A 16,464-nucleotide genomic window follows, 5' to 3' on the forward strand; every position below is an offset into this window, starting at 1 on the left:
AGCTGGCCGCGTCCGCAGTGGCCCTCGTATCCTGCACCCATGGCCCTTGTTTCCACCCCCGCCGAACGCCGCCAGCTGGTGCAGCAACTGCCCGAGCTGCGCGCCGACGACAGCGCGCGCATCCAGCGCTTCCTCGATGCGATCTGGGCCGAGAACGGCCTGGCCCGCGCCACCCTCGACAGCTACCGGCGCGACCTGGAAGGGCTGGCGCGCTGGATGGATGGACGCGACGGTGGCCTGGCCGGCATCGAGCGCCCGGGGTTGTTCGATTACCTGGCCTGGCGCACCCGGCATGGCTGGTCACCGCGCAGCAATGCGCGCCTGCTGTCGGCGCTGCGCGCGTTCTTCGCCGATGGCGTGCGCCGTGGTGAACGCAGCGAGGACCCCAGTGCCCTGCTGGACCCGCCGAAGCTGCCGCGGCTGTTGCCGAAGGCGTTGGCCGAAAGCCAGATCGACGCACTGCTGGCGGCGCCGGACATCGACAGTCCGCTGGGCCTGCGCGACCGTGCCATGCTGGAGCTGATGTATGCGGCCGGCCTGCGCGTGAGCGAGCTGGTGCTGCTACCGGCCACGGCAGTCAACCTGCGCCAGGGCGTGCTGAGGGTCACGGGCAAGGGCAGCAAGGAGCGGCTGGTGCCGCTGGGCGAGGAATCGCAGCACTGGCTGGAGCGCTATCTGCAGGCGTCGCGCCCGCAGCTGGTCGGCAAGGGCAAGGTGCAGGCGCTGGCCGATGGGCAGACCCCATTGTTTGTCGAGCCGACGCTGCATGCGCTGACCCGCCAGGCGTTCTGGCATCTGGTCAAGCGCCACGCGCAGGTGGCCGGTATCGATCCGGTGCGGATCAGCCCGCATGGCCTGCGCCACAGCTTCGCCACGCATCTGCTCAACCGCGGCGCCGACCTGCGCGCGCTGCAGATGCTGCTCGGCCACAGCTCGCTGTCGACCACCCAGATCTACACCCTGGTGGCCCGCGAACACCTGCAGAAGCTGCACGCGCGCCACCATCCGCGCGGCTGAGCAGCGGCCTGAACCCCGGCCTCGGACGGTGGGCGGTGTCGCGGCCCGGTAGCGGCGGCTGTGTCAGAATCCGGGGTCTTCTTCTGTCGCGGACCGCTCCATGCTCCGATTTGCCATCGCCGCCGTGTTCGGTGCGCTCAGCCTGACCGCCTGCGCCCAGCCGGCTCCGCCGGCCGCCAAGGCACCCGCCGCGGCCGCGGCCAAGGCCGTCCCGGCCGCCAACGCTTCGGCCGACCAGGCCGTACGCGCCGTGCTGACCGCCCTGAATCCCGGCTTCCAGGTGGACTACATCGGCGCTGCGCCGTTCCCCGGCTTCCGCGAGGTCGTGGTCTCCGGCCAGTTGCTGTACGTGTCCGACGATGGCCGCTACCTGTTCCAGTCGCAGCCCTACGACACGCGTGCCAAGGGCCCGGCCAACAGCGAAGGCCTGCTCGGCTACCGCCGCGATCTGCTGGCCAAGGCCAACCACGGCGACCGCATCGTATTCGCTGCGCCCAACGCCAAGTACACCATCAGCGTGTTCACCGACATCGAGTGCGGCTACTGCCGCAAGCTGCATCAGGACATCGCGGAGCTCAACCGCAACGGCATCTCGGTCGAGTACCTGGCATTCCCGCGCATGGGCCTGGGCAGCAAGGACTACACCGACATGATTTCGGTCTGGTGTGCAGCGGATCGCCGCCAGGCCCTGACCAACGCCAAGCGCGGTGGCAGTGTGCCGGCCAAGAACTGCACCAACCCGGTGGCGATGCAGTACGCGCTGGGCCAGCAGTTGGGCGTGAACGGCACGCCGGCGATCTTCGCGCCGGATGGCACCCAGCTGGGCGGTTACCTGCCGCCGGCGCAGCTGCGTGCGGCGCTGGAAAAGCTGTCGGCCAAGCGCTGATCGCCGCCGACCTCTACAGGTGGGAGGCCGGGGATGCGTGCCGCATCCCCGGCTTTTTTCTTACTTCAGGCCATCACTGACCGCCTTGGTCAGCGTGCCCTGTGCATCGTCACCACTGAACTCCCAGACGAACGCGCCGCCCAGGCCCTGGGTCTTCACGTAACCCATCTTGCGGGTGATGTTGGCCGGGGTGTCGAAGCTCCACAGCGTGCTGCCGTTGTAGATCCAGGTGGCACCGGCGGTGTTGTCGGTGTAGCTCGGCCACGCCAGGTTCTTCAGCACCTTCCAGTCCTCGATGCCGGCTTCATACGTGCCCGGGGCAGCGCCGGTCGCGGTCTGGTACAGGCCGTTGTTGGCGTTGGCCACACCGGTCCAGCCACGCCCGTAGTAGCCGATGCCCAGGTTGAGCTTGGCGGCAGGCACGCCACGGCTGATGAAGGCCTCGATGGCGTCGTTGCTGTTGTAGAGCTTCTGGTCGCCGGTGGACGGATCATTCGGCGAATCGAACAGCGCCGACTGGTGATTGGTCTTCGCATCCCACGCGCCGTGGAAGTCGTAGGTCATCACGTTGATGTAGTCCAGGTACGGGTGGTACGCGGCCGGATCGGTGACGCGGATCTTGTCGATGCCGGCACCCACCGCCACCGTCAGCAGCAGGCCCGGACGCACCGCATCGAGCTGGCGGCGGAACTCGGCCATCAGCGCGGTGAAGTTGGCGTTGTCCTCCGGCTTGCCGCATTCGATGCCACACGCCACCGGGTATTCCCAGTCGACGTCGATGCCGTCGAACACACCCAGTGCGGCACCGGCGCCACCGGCACCGTCGGTCACCGGCAGGTTGCCCTTGATGTAGGCGTCGATGCACGAGGCGACGAAGGCCTGGCGGTTTTCCGGGCGCGCCGCGCTGGAGAAACCACGCGACCAGGTCCAGCCACCCAGCGAGATCAGCACCTTCATGCCCGGGTACTTGGCCTTGAGCTGCTTGAGCTGGTTCCAGTTGCCACGCAACGGCTGGTCCCAAGTATCGGCACTGCCGCTGACGCTCTCGGCGGCACTGAAGGCCTTGGTGTAGTCGGCGAAGGCATCGCCACCGGCACCGCTGTTCGGATCCGACGGCTGGGTGATGCCCACTTCGCAACGGTTGTTGCGCACGTTGCCGAACGCGTAGTTGATGTGGGTCAGGCGTGCGGCCGAGCCACTGCTGTCGATGTTCTTGACCCGGTAATTGCGGCCGTAGATGCCCCACTGGGTGAAGTAACCGATCACCCGCTTGCCGGTGGTGCCGCCGTCGCCGGCCAGCGTAGTGGCGCTGATCTCGGTGCCCTGGGCCGAGGCGTTGCCGGCGTTGTCGCGGGCACGAACCCGGTAGCGGTAGGTGGTGGAGGCAGTCAGCCCGCCATCGATGTAGCTGGCGCTGGACGGTGAACCGACCAGGCTGCCGTTGCGGTACACGTCGTAGCCGGCCACGCCGCTGCCACCGGTGTTGTCGGTGGACGGGCTCCAGCTGAGCGCGATGCTGTTGGCGGTGCGGGTGCCGACCGCCAGCCCGCCCGGCACGCTCGGTGCGGTGGTATCGCCACCGGCGGCATTGACGGTGATGGTGATGGTCGCGGTGCTGGTGGTGGCGTTGTTGTTGTCGGTCGCGACTGCACGCAGGGTGTGGCTGCCGGCGCTGGCATTGGCCCAGCTGGCCGCGTACGGCGCACTGGTGGCCACGCCCAGCGTGCTGCCATCGCGGAAGAACTCGACCTTGGCGACGCTGCCGTCCGGATCACTGGCGTTGGCGGTCACGTTGACCGTGCTGCCGGCGCTGAAGGTGGCGCCGTTGGCCGGCGAGGTCAGGCTGACCACCGGCGGCTGGTTGCTGCCGCTGCCATCGCAGGCACCGAGGTTGGTGTAGTAGGGCGCACCGGCCGGATGGTCCGGCGGCGCGTTCCAGATGTCCTGGTTCGCCCGATAGAGGACGCCTCCTTTCTGCAGGGTATCGCCGGCCCGGTAGATCTTGGCCTGGTCCCACTGGGCCACGCCGGCACAGCTGGCGGCCTGCGCCAGGCCGGGCAGGGCGGCGGTACCGGCGGCCAGGGCAAGCAGCCAGGCCAGGCGGCGGGGACGAGAGCTTCGGGTCGAACGTTCGGCACTGCGCACAATCGGGTCGTACATGGGTAAGTCTCCGATCAAAGGGCGCGCGGGCCCCGATGGCGCCGCGCGTGACGCAGGTCCGGGCGTCGCCCGGGAAGGCGACGGAGGGGGCGGACGGAGGTACCTGGGAGGCCGGGGAGAGAGTCCGGCACCAGGTAGGGACAACGTTGTCATCAATCGTGTGGTCAATCCGTGAGCGAGTGCATGGTTCGGGGATTTGGCGGAGAGCGGCGCTGGTGCGCGGTCGGCGGCCATCGGCGGAGCCCCCTCGTGGCTGGGGCTTTCCGCGAACAGCGGATTTCTGGGGGGTGGCCGTGCGGGTGGGCTGCGCAGGGGACGCCGTGAATCCATCCCTGGAGGCTCGGGCGCGCCATCCATGGCGCTTACGCCCCTGCGCAGCCCACCCGCCCGGCCACGGACAGGTTCCTGCGCGGCCAGCCACGGAAGACAGAACAAAAAATCAAAAGCAGAAGCCGATCGCTTCGCTCTTCAATGCCTGACTTCTGAGATTTCCCTGGTTGCCGGCCAGCGGCCGGCATTACCGGGGAGCATCCACGCATGGCGTGGATCTACTGCAGATCTCGGAAATCTGTCGAAGGCGGGGTGGGTCCGGTTGCGGGGGCGTGAGCCGCATGGATGCGGCGATCGAGCCTCCATGGACGGATTCACGGCGTCCCCCGCAACCGGACCCACCCCGCCATCCCACGGGAACCCCGCTTTTGCTTTGGCAGTTGCCGTTGCCTTGGCCTCGGCGGGTGCCGGGCGCCGCCCGGCCAAAGCCCTTCCCCCGCTTCCGGTACAATGTCGGGCCCGTTTCCCAACTACGGTTCCCCGGACATGATGGTCCTCGAGGGCGCGCCCGCCCTGTCGCCGTTCCGCCGCGAACGTCTTGAATCCCGCCTGCAGTCCATCGCTCCCTCCCTGCGTATCAGCGGTGCCTGGCACGTCTACTTCGTGCAGCCCGAAGGCAGCGCCGCCCCCGACCTGACCACCCTGTGCCGCATCCTCGAAGCCGCGCCGCAGGCCGAGGCCGTGGCCGACGGCGCGGTCAGCCGCATCGTGGTGCCGCGCCTGGGCACGCTGTCGCCGTGGTCGAGCAAGGCCACCGAACTGGTCCGTGGTGCCGGGCAGCCGGTCAGCCGGGTCGAGCGTGGCCTGCGCATCGACGTGCAGGGGTGGCCGGCCGATGCCGCCGCCCAGCAGGCGCTGGTCAAGGCGCTGCACGACCCGATGACGCAGTCGGTGCTGGAGACCGTGGAACAGGGCCAGGCGCTGTTCTCGGCGCCGGCCCGCGGTGAACTGGAACGCGTGCCGGTGGACCAGCTGGAGGCTGCCAACCAGCGCCTCGGCCTGGCCATGGCCCAGGACGAGATCGACTACCTGCGCGAACGCTTCACCGCGCTCGGCCGCGCGCCGTCCGACGTCGAGCTGATGATGTTCGCGCAGGCCAACTCCGAGCACTGCCGGCACAAGATCTTCAACGCCAGCTGGACCATCGACGGCCAGGAGCAGGACCGCTCGCTGTTCCGGATGATCAAGAACACCCACCAGCAGACCCCGCAGCACACGCTCAGCGCGTACAGCGACAACGCCGCGGTGATCGAAGGCCATCCGGCGTCGCGTTACCGCCCGGATCCGGCCAGCGGCGAATACCGCCGCGAGCCGCAGGTGCCCAGCGCGTTCCAGATCAAGGTGGAAACGCATAACCATCCGACCGCGATCGCGCCGTTCCCGGGTGCCTCGACCGGCAACGGTGGCGAGATCCGCGACGAAGGCGCGACCGGCCGCGGCGGCAAGCCGAAGGCGGGCCTGTCCGGGTTCTCGGTCTCGCACCTGCGCATTCCGGAGCTGCCGCAGCCGTGGGAAGCGCCGCGCGCGCTGAACCCGCGCATGGCACCGGCGCTGGAAATCATGACCGACGGCCCGCTTGGCGGCGCTGCGTTCAACAACGAGTTCGGCCGCCCGAACCTGCTCGGCTACTTCCGCAGCTTCGAGCTGCCGGAAGGCGCCGATCTGGTGCGCGCGTACGACAAGCCGATCATGCTGGCCGGTGGCCTCGGCGCGATCGACCGCGTGCAGGTCGACAAGATCCAGCTGCAGGCCGGTGATGCGGTCATTGTGCTCGGCGGTCCGGCGATGCTGATCGGCCTGGGCGGCGGTGCCGCCAGTTCGGTGGCCTCCGGCGAGAGCGCCGAGGACCTGGACTTCGCCAGCGTGCAGCGCGACAACCCGGAAATGGAACGCCGCTGCCAGGAGGTCATCGACCGCTGCGTGGCGATGGGCGCCAACAACCCGATCAAATTCTTCCACGACGTTGGTGCCGGTGGCCTGTCCAATGCCATCCCCGAACTGCTGCACGACTCCAAGGTCGGCGGTGTCATCGACCTGGGCAAGGTGCCCACCGATGATCCGTCGCTGTCGCCGATGCAGCTGTGGTGCAACGAGTCGCAGGAACGCTACGTGCTGGGCGTGGCCCAGGAGCGCCTGGCCGAGTTCGCCGCACTGTGTGCCCGCGAGCGCTGCCCGTTCGCCGCGGTTGGCGTGGCGACTGCCGAGGAACACCTGGTGGTGGCCTACGGTGCGGTGCCGGGCCACACCCCGGCCGATGCGCCGATCGACCTGCCGATGGATGTGCTGTTCGGCAAGCCGCCGAAGATGCACCGCGACACCGCGCATCCGTCGGCCCCGCGCTGGCCGGCGCTGAAGACCGGCGGCCTGGACCTGCAGGAAGCCGGCCTTCGCGTGCTCGCGCACCCGACGGTGGCGTCAAAGAATTTCCTGGTCACCATCGGTGACCGCAGCGTCGGTGGCCTGACCGCACGCGAACAGATGGTCGGCCCGTGGCAGCTGCCGGTGGCCGACGTGGCGATCACCCTGGCCGACTTCGAAGGCGTGTCCGGTGAAGCGATGTCGATCGGCGAGCGCACCCCGCTGGCCCTGCTCGACGCCGCTGCTTCGGCACGCATGGCGGTGGGCGAAGCGTTGACCAACCTGTGCGCGGCCCCGGTCGATGCGCTGGATGAGATCAAGCTGTCGGCGAACTGGATGGCCGCGGCCGGCCACCCGGGCGAAGACGCGCTGCTGTACGACGCAGTGAAGGCGGTGGGCATGGAACTGTGCCCGCAGCTGGACATCAGCATCCCGGTGGGCAAGGACTCGCTGTCGATGCAGGCGCAGTGGCACGACCAGGGCGAAGCGCACAAGAGCGTGTCGCCGGTGTCACTGGTGATCTCGGCGTTTGCGCCGGTGGCCGACGTGCGCCAGCAGCTGACGCCGCTGCTCGACCGCGACGTGGAAAGCGAGCTGTGGCTGATCGGCCTGGGCGCCGGCAAGCAGCGCCTGGGCGGTTCGATCCTGGCCCAGGTGCATGCCGACCACGGCGAACTGCCGGCTTTCGCCGGTGCCGCTCCGGACCTGGACGACCCGCAGCGCCTGCGTGGCTTCTTCGAACTGATCCGCGATGCGCGCCAGTCCGGGCTGCTGCTGGCCTACCACGACCGCAGCGACGGCGGTGCCTTCGCTGCGCTGTGCGAAATGGCCTTCACCTCGCGCCTGGGCCTGGACATCACCCTCGATGCCTGGGGCGATGATCCGTTCCGCAGCCTGTTCAATGAAGAACTGGGTGCGGTGGTGCAGATCGCGCGCGAAGACCGTGCTGCGTTCGCCGATCTGGTCGAACGCCACGCACTGACCGAATGCGCACAGCGCATCGCCAAGCCGACCACCGCGCCGGTGGTGCGCGTGTCGCTGGGCGGCGAGAACCTGGCCGAGTGGCGCTGGGACGCGCTGTTCGACGCCTGGTGGTCGGTCACCCACGCGATGCAGAAGCGCCGCGACAACCCGGCCAACGCCGACGCCGAGCGCGAGATTGCGCGTTCCTTCACGGCGCCGGGCCTGAAGCCCAAGCTCAGCTTCGACCTCAACGAAGACGTGGCGGCGCCGTTCATCAGCACCGGTGCGCGCCCGCGCGTGGCCGTGCTGCGCGAGCAGGGCGTGAACGGCCAGATTGAAATGGCCAACGCCTTCGAACGTGCCGGCTTCCGCGCGTTCGACGTGCATATGAGCGACCTGATCGAAGGCCGCGTGGCCCTGCAGGACTTCACCGGCCTGGTCGCCTGTGGTGGCTTCAGCTACGGCGACGTGCTCGGTGCCGGCCGTGGCTGGGCCACCTCGATCCTGGAGCGCAGTGCGCTGCGTGATGCCTTCGCCGCATTCTTCGCGCGCGAGGACAGCTTCGCGCTGGGCGTGTGCAATGGCTGCCAGATGATGAGCCAGCTGAAGGGCATCATTCCGGGGGCCGAGCACTGGCCGCAGTTCCGCCGCAACGCCAGCGAGCAGTTCGAAGCCCGTACCGCGCTGCTGGAGGTGGTGGAATCGCCGTCGATCCTGCTGCGTGGCATGGCCGGATCACGCCTGCAGGTGGCGGTGGCGCATGGTGAAGGCCAGGCGGTGTTCGACAACGCCGTTGACCAGGCCGCCGCACGCGTCTCGCTGCGCTACATCGACGGCAATGGCAACGTCGCCAGCCAGTACCCGCTGAACCCGAACGGTTCGCCGGACGGCATCACCGGCCTGACCAGCAGTGACGGCCGCGTCACCATCATGATGCCGCACCCGGAACGCACCCCGCGCGCGCTCAACCTGAGCTGGGCTCCGACCGAGTGGCAGGGTGACTCGCCGTGGATGCGCATGTTCCGCAACGCGCGGGTGTGGTGCGGCTGATCGCACTGCATCGCGCAGGCCTCAATGCCATCGCGTATGGAAAAACCCGCCGTTGATCGGCGGGTTTTTCTTTGCGCGCTTGAAACTCCAGTCGCGACCGCTAGTTACATGCATTTTCATGCGTCGAGGAATCGTCACGCATGTATAACAAAATACTTTCATAAACACGTGAAATAGTGATGTGCTTCACGGCAATAGGATTTGCTGTGTCAAAGTCTTGACGATCTGCAAAGTTGCCGTTAACACTTGAGCCCCGTTTCAGAATCATTCATTTCGCAGTAACCGCTTGGCGCACGCGCTCGGTTTTCTGTCGCTGCGCGCCGTTCGGCAATACCCCGCAGTAAATCACGCGAATAAACGCCCCCAGGGGACGTTGGGCCGGAAAGCCCAGCGGTGGCGTTGCTTTGCCCAAAACCAGTCCAATCAGGAGCCGTACCGATGAATCGGATTTATCGCAAGGTCTGGAACAAAGCATTGGGTCAGTTGGTGGTGGCCTCGGAACTGGCCTCCTCCGACAGCGGCGGCGGGGTCGTCGACCAGCGCCGCGATGCGACACAGGCCACGCCCGCACTGTTGGCAGTGGCACTGGGCCTGGCAATGGGGTTGGGCATGAGCGGCAGCGCCGCAGCACAGTCGGTGCAGATCGGCGGCAGCGCCACCTGCGTTGCATTCAGCGGCAAGCTGCTCGAAAAGTGCCTGATCGAAGGCTCGGCCACGGCCAAGGGCAGCAACGCGGTGGCGATCGGCAGCAACAGCAATGCCAGTGCCGCCAACAGCGTTGCGCTGGGCGCTGGCTCCAAGGCCACGCGGGCCAACACCGTGTCCGTCGGCGATGCCGGCAAGGAACGGCAGATCGCCAACGTTGCGGCGGGCACCCAGGCGACCGATGCGGTGAACAAGGCGCAGTTGGACGCGCAGGCGCGCGCCACCCAGGCTGCGCTGGCCGACGTTGCCGCAGATGGCAACCGCTATTTCAAGGCCGATGGCGCAGGCGATGACAGCGACGCGGCGAAGATCGACGGGCAGGGCGCAGTCGCGGCCGGTGCCGGCGCGCAGTCGCTGGCCAATGCCACCACTGCCATCGGTACCCAGGCCATTGCCGCGGGCCTGGGCGCAAGCGCGTTCGGCCAGGGCGCCTTGGCAATCGGCGATGCCAGCGTGGTGGTCGGGCAGAGCGCTGCGGCCTTCGGTCTTGGCGACACCGCGGTTGGCGCAAGCGCGACCGCCGCCAGCGAGAACGGCGCGGCCACCGCACTGGGTGCGCTGTCCGAAGCGACTGCCGATGGCGCCACGGCTGTGGGCGGCGGTGCCGTGGCGATGGGCCCGGGCAGCACCGCATTGGGCCGCGGCGCTACCGCCGCCAACGAAGCGTCGATTGCGGTGGGTGCATTCAGCACCGCCGTTGGTGAATACAGCACCGCGCTGGGCTCGAATTCCGCTGCGGTTGCCACCGGCAGCGTGGCGCTCGGCGCGGGCTCGCTGGCCGACCGCGTCGATACCGTGTCCGTTGGTGCCGCCGAATACGGGCTGACCCGGCAGATCACCAGCGTGGCCGCAGGCACCGAAGACAACGATGCAGTCAATGTCGGTCAGCTGAAGGACGTCGCCGCCGTGGCCGATTCCACCGCCAAGCGCTTCCAGGCCAATGGCAGCAGCAACAGCGATGCCGGTGCACTGGCCGAGGGCGACGAGGCGCTGGCGGCCGGCGAGGCCGCCAATGCCATCGGCAACGGCACCACTGCAGTCGGTGCCGGCGCCACCGCCGTCGCGCAGAACGCCACTGCCGTTGGCAACAACGCGCTGGCCTCGGGCCAGAACAGTGCCGCGTTCGGCAACAACGCGCAGGCCAACGGTCCGGGCAGCGTTGCCGTGGGTGGCGCTGCGGTGGATGCCGACGGCAACCCGCTGATCACCAGCGGCGGCGTGCCGGTGGAAACCGGCGCAACCAGCGCAGGCGTCGGCGGCACTGCGGTCGGCGCCAGTGCCGAAGCCAGTGGTTTTGCGGCGTCGTCCTACGGCGTCGGCGCCTATGCGGCCGGTGCGCAGGCGTCGGCCTTCGGCGCCGTGGCCAATGCCATCGGCGATTATTCCACCGCGCTGGGTACGCAGAGCAACGCGACGGGCACCAGCAGCGTCGCCATCGGTGGTCCGGCTGACCTGATCCCCGGCCTGGGCTTCTTCGTGCAGACCCAGGCCAGTGGCGAAGCCGCCACCGCCGTCGGTGCCGGTGCCATCGCCAGTGGCGACCGTGCCGTGGCCAACGGCAGCCTCAGCGAAGCCTCCGGCGCCGAAGCGACCGCGGTCGGCTACTTCGCCTATGCACCGGGCGAGAACGCCAGTGCCCTCGGCGCGCAGACCTGGGCGAGCGGTGCGCAGAGCACGGCCGTGGGTTACTACGCCACCGCACGCGGCGCGAACAGTGTGGCACTCGGCGCGAATTCCGAAGCGGTGCGCGCCAACAGCGTGGCCGTCGGCAGCGCCGGCAACGAGCGGCAGATCACCAGTGTTGCTGCAGGCAGCGAAGCCACCGATGCGGTGAACAAAGCCCAGCTCGACGCCGTGGCCAGCACTGCCGACACCACCGCGCGTTTCTTCCAGGCACAGCCGGAGGCGGGCAGTGATGCTGGCGCACTGGCTGATGGCGAAGGCTCCATCGCTGTGGGTTCGTCGAGCAATGCGATCGGCGCAGGTGCCATTGCACATGGTGCTGCCGCGTCGGCCATCGGCGATGACAGCGTGGCCGTGGGCCGCAACAGCGCGGCCACCGGTAATGGCGGTGTCGCCATCGGTGGCCTCGGCCAGGCCTACGACGAGTTCAACCAGCCGATCATCGGTGCCGATGGCACGGCGCAGCAGGTGGGCACCACCGCTGTTGCCGATGCCACCGCAGTCGGCAGCGGCGCGCAGGCCACCGGGGCTGCCAGCAGCGCCTTCGGCAACGCGGCCAAGGCCAGTGGTGACAACAGCTTCGCCGCAGGCGGCAAGTCGCGCGCCACCGGCAGCTATGCGGTTGCGGTCGGCGACAGCGCATTCGCCAGCAGCGATGACAGCACTGCAGTAGGCGGTTACAGCTGGGCGACTGCCAGTGGCGCAGCAGCATTCGGTTCGGGTGCATGGGCCACTGCCACCAATGCCTCGGCGTTCGGCAACGCGGCCTGGGCCAGTGGCAGCGGCGCAACGTCCATCGGTTACAACAGCTGGGCCAACGGCGCCAGCTCCACAGCGGTCGGCCGTGGTGCCTTCGGCTATGGCGACAACAGCGTGGCGCTGGGCTTCCAGGCGCTGGGCAACAGCATCAACAGCATCGCCATCGGCACCAACACGGTAGCCGGTGGTGAAAGCGCGATCGCGCTGGGTGCGGGCAGCAATGCCAGCGCCAGCAATACGGTCGCGCTGGGTGCCGGTTCGGTCGCCAACCGAGCGCGCACGGTGTCGGTGGGCAGCGCCGGCAACGAACGCCAGGTCACCAACGTCGCCGCCGGCACCCAGGCCACCGATGCGGTGAACAAGGCGCAGCTGGATGCGGTGGCGACCACGGCCACCACCACCAGCCGCTTCTTCCAGGCCAGCGGCAACGGTGATGACGTAGCCGGTGCGCTGGTGGAAGGTGACAACGCACTGGCGGCCGGTGATGCCGCCAACGCCATCGGCAATGGCGCCACCGCACTGGGTAGCGGCGCCAACGCGCTGGCCAGCAACGCACAGGCGCTGGGCTTCAATGCGTTGGCGACCGCAGCCAACGCCAGCGCTGTTGGTGCCAACGCACAGGCCACGGGCGAGTACGCCACCGCGCATGGCGCGGAAAGCGAAGCCAGCGGCGAGCAGAGCGCGGCGTTCGGTGCGGCCAGCATCGCCAGCGGCGCCGGTAGCACTGCCAATGGCGTGCTGTCCGAAGCGTCCGGCGAAGAGGCCGTGGCCGTGGGCTACTTCAGCAATGCCAGTGGTGACGCGGCCACCGCTGTCGGTAGCGAGAGCGTAGCCAGTGGTACGGCGTCGGCGGCCTTCGGTATCGGTGCCGAAGCCAGCGGCGGTTACAGCACCGCCATCGGTGGCTACGCGCAGGCCTCGGCGTTCAATGCCACCGCGTTCGGCAACTTCGCCAACGCCTCCGGCTCCAACAGCGTGGCAGTGGGTGGCGACTCGGAAGCGTCCGGCGCCTACAGCACCGCCACCGGCCAGGGCAGCCTGGCCACCGGCACCAACAGTGTCGCCGTTGGCGGCTCGCTGTTCGGTCTGCTGGCCACCGAGGCATCGGGCAACTACTCCACTGCGGTGGGTGGTGGCGCCTGGTCGGGGGGCATCAACAGCACCGCACTGGGCAACGCCGCCGAATCGCGTGGTGCCAACAGCGTGGCGCTGGGTGCGGACTCGATTGCCGACCGTGACAACACCGTATCGGTGGGCGGCGGTGGCAATACCCGCCAGATCACCAATGTGGCCGACGGCATCCAGGGCAATGATGCGGTCAACAGGAATCAGCTCGATGCCGTAGCCGCGGCAGCGGAAAAGACCAGCCGGCAGTTCCAGGCCAGTGGCAATGCCGATGGCGAAACCGGGGCGCTGGTCGAGGGTGACAACGCGCTGGCGGCCGGTGACGCGGCCAATGCGATCGGCAACGGTGCCACCGCGCTTGGCAGTGGTGCCAATGCGCTGGCCGCCAACGCCACCGCCGTGGGCATCGATGCGCTGGCCACCGGTAGCAACGCGGCTGCCCTGGGCAGCACGGCACAGGCCACCGGCGAAGACAGCCTGGCGCTCGGTACCGGCGCCAGCGCCAGTGAACTGGGCGCCACAGCCACCGGTGCGCGTGCGCAGGCCAGTGGTGCGTACAGCACCGCCAGCGGCGCCGAAGCCAATGCCAGCGGCACCCAGGCATTGGCCAGCGGCTTCCGCAGCGCCGCGTCCGCCGATGGCACTACCGCTGTCGGCGGTTATGCCGAAGCCAGCGGTCGGCTCGGCACGGCACTGGGCTACGGTTCGGCGGCCAGTGGCGCCAACACCACGGCGGTCGGCTTCGGTGCCGCCGCCGCCGGTACCGGTGCAGTAGCGGTCGGTCAGTCCAGCGAAGCCAGTGGCGAAGAAAGCGTGGCGATCGGTGGCAGCACCTTCTTCGGCCTGATCCCGTCGCGTGCCAGTGGCACCGGTGCCGCGGCATTCGGTGCGGGCGCGTGGGCCACCGAAGACTACGCCACGGCGATCGGCTGGAATTCGTGGGCGGCGGGCAGCAGCGCCACCGCGCTGGGTGCCAACGCCACCGCCAATGGCAACAACAGCGTCGCGCTCGGCGCCGGATCCAAGGCCGACCGTGACAACACTGTGGCCGTCGGCAAGGCGGGCGGTGAGCGCCAGGTCACCCATGTCGCAGGCGGTACCGAAGCCACCGATGCGGTGAACAAAGGCCAGTTGGATGCAGTCGCCAGCGTCGCCGACAAGACCAGCCGGCAGTTCCAGGCCAGCGGCAATGCCGATGGCGAGGCCGGTGCCCTGGTGGACGGTGACAACGCACTGGCCGCCGGCAACGCGGCCAACGCCATCGGCAACGGCGCCACCGCGCTGGGCAGTGGTGCCAATGCCATGGCCGGCAATGCCACGGCCGTGGGCTTCGATGCGCTCGCCACCGGCAACAATGCGGCGGCGCTCGGCAACGCGGCGCAGGCTGCTGGTGTCGACAGCGTAGCCGTGGGCAGTGGCGCCAGCGCCAGCGAACTCGGCGCCAGTGCTACCGGCGCCGGCGCCCAGGCCAAGGGCGCTTACAGCACTGCCAGCGGCGCGCAGGCCACGGCCAGCGGCACCCAGTCGCAGGCCAGTGGTTTCCGCGCCAATGCTTCGGCCGACGGCGCTTCGGCGCTGGGCAGCTATGCCGAAGCCAGTGGTCGCCTTGGCACTGCAGTGGGTTACGGCAGCAAGGCCACCGGCGCCAATGCCACTGCGGTGGGTGTCAGTGCCAACGCGTCGGCGGCCGGCAGCATCGCACTGGGCGCAGGCTCGGTGGCCGACCGTGCCAACACCGTGTCGGTGGGCAGCAGCACCAGTGATCGTCAGATCACCCGCGTCGCCGCCGGTACCGAGCGCACCGATGCGGTCAATCGCGGCCAGCTTGATGCGGTCGCCGCAACCGCTGATGGCACGGCGCGTTACGTCAAGGCCACCGGCGCAGGTATCGCCAGCGCCAGCGGCAGTGATGCCGCCGCGATCGGTTCGGCGGCCAGCGCCAGCGGCGCACGCAGCAATGCACTGGGTGCCAATGCGATGGCGATCGGCAATGGTGCACTTGCGCTGGGTACCAGCGCCGGCGCATCCGGTGCCAACTCGGTGGCACTGGGCGCAGGTTCGCGTGCGCTCGATGCCAACGTGGTGTCGGTCGGCGGTGGCAACGGCACCGAGGGTCCGGCCACGCGCCGCATCGTCAATGTGGCCGATGGCCGCATCGCCGCCGGCAGCAGCGATGCCATCACCGGCTCCCAGCTCAACGTCACCAACCAGCGGGTGGGTGCGGTGGAAACGCGCGTGGGCGATTTCGATTCGCGCATCGCCACCGTGGAAACCACCGCGGCCAGCGCGGTCGGCTACGACGACGCCAGCCGTGACCGCCTGACCCTGTCCGGCTTCCAGGGCACCACCATCGACAACGTCGGTGCCGGCAGCATCGCTGCGGGCAGTCGCCAGGCGATCAACGGCGGCCAGCTGTTCCAGTCGCTCAGCGATGCCGCCAGCTTCCTCGGCGGTGGTGCCAGCGTCGGCATGCAGGGGGTGTTCGTGGCCCCGAACTACGTGATCCAGGGCGCCACCTACAGCAACGTCGGCGATGCGCTCGGCGCGCTGGACCGCAAGGTCAGCGAGATCGACCGCAGAACCGCCGGTGGCTCGCGTGCCGGGACTGCCAACCTGCGCGCGATGAGTGCCTCGCTGGATGAGAGCCCGCTGGCAAGCACCGCTGATGCACCTGCAACGGCCGACGCGGCACCGGCCAGCACCGCGCGTGTGCAGGGCACGCCGACCGCTGCTGCCGCCGGTGCCGGGATTCCGGTTGGCACTCCCGCGACGGGCTTCAATGCCGTCGCCATGGGCGAGGGCGCCGTCGCCAGTGGCGCTTCGTCCACGGCCATCGGCCAGGGCGCCAATGCCACTGCGGCAAATGCCGTGGCGCTGGGCCAGGGCTCGGTTGCCGATCGTGCCAACACGGTCTCGGTGGGCAGTGAAGGCAACGAGCGCCAGGTCACCAATGTGGCGGCGGGTACCACGGCCACCGATGCGGTCAACAAGGGCCAGCTCGACCGTGGCATGGCCACGGCCAACAGCTACACCGACAGCCGCGTCCAGGCCGTCGCCGACAGCTTCGATGTGTTCAAGGGCGAGATCGACGGACGCCTGCGCCACATGGATCGCCGCATCGACCGCCAGGGTGCGATGAGCGCGGCGATGCTCAACATGGCCACCAGTGCCGCCGGTATCCGCACCCAGAACCGGGTCGGCGTCGGCATTGGTTTCCAGGGCGGCGAGTCGGCGTTGTCGCTGGGCTACCAGCGTGCGATCAGCGATCGCGCCACGGTGACCTTCGGCGGTGCTTTCAGCAGCGACGACAGCTCGGTTGGCGTCGGTGCCGGCTTCGGCTGGTAAGCCACTCCATCGCGCCGGCGGCCACCCACGCCGGCGCAGCACCTGCAGTGAGGGCCTGGGGGGAGGTCACGGCAATCCCGGCT

General features: G+C 69.0%; 5 protein-coding genes. 4 read left to right on the forward strand and 1 reads right to left on the reverse strand.

Going from position 1 to position 16,464, the window contains the following annotated elements; translation table 11 throughout:
- The first annotated feature begins 39 nt into the window (after positions 1-39).
- The gene (gene xerD, locus ACSYAO_RS02885; RefSeq protein ID WP_032128012.1) at positions 40-1,017 is read left to right on the forward strand and encodes a site-specific tyrosine recombinase XerD; all 978 of its coding nucleotides are present in this window, start codon (positions 40-42) and stop codon (positions 1,015-1,017) included.
- Between the two features lie 100 nt (positions 1,018-1,117).
- Positions 1,118-1,903, forward strand: coding sequence for a DsbC family protein (locus tag ACSYAO_RS02890; RefSeq protein ID WP_049461830.1), 786 nt, complete (start codon positions 1,118-1,120; stop codon positions 1,901-1,903).
- A 60-nt stretch (positions 1,904-1,963) separates the two neighbouring features.
- On the opposite strand, the gene ACSYAO_RS02895 is transcribed toward ACSYAO_RS02890, so the two are convergent.
- A complete protein-coding gene (locus tag ACSYAO_RS02895) occupies positions 1,964-4,063 on the reverse strand; it encodes a glycosyl hydrolase family 18 protein (RefSeq protein ID WP_440566496.1) in 2,100 nt (699 codons plus the stop codon).
- A gap of 816 nt (positions 4,064-4,879) precedes the next feature.
- On the opposite strand from ACSYAO_RS02895, the gene purL reads away from it, so the two are divergent.
- The gene (purL, locus tag ACSYAO_RS02900) at positions 4,880-8,764 is read left to right on the forward strand and encodes a phosphoribosylformylglycinamidine synthase (protein WP_143048192.1); all 3,885 of its coding nucleotides are present in this window, start codon (positions 4,880-4,882) and stop codon (positions 8,762-8,764) included.
- A 438-nt stretch (positions 8,765-9,202) separates the two neighbouring features.
- Positions 9,203-16,381: an ESPR-type extended signal peptide-containing protein gene (locus ACSYAO_RS02905; RefSeq protein WP_049461662.1), complete on the forward strand. Its 7,179-nt coding sequence runs from the start codon at positions 9,203-9,205 to the stop codon at positions 16,379-16,381.
- Positions 16,382-16,464 lie beyond the last annotated feature (83 nt).

It is taken from the genome of Stenotrophomonas sp. STK16_22, from assembly GCF_051984505.1.
GTDB classification, from domain to species: Bacteria; Pseudomonadota; Gammaproteobacteria; order Xanthomonadales; family Xanthomonadaceae; genus Stenotrophomonas; species Stenotrophomonas maltophilia_A.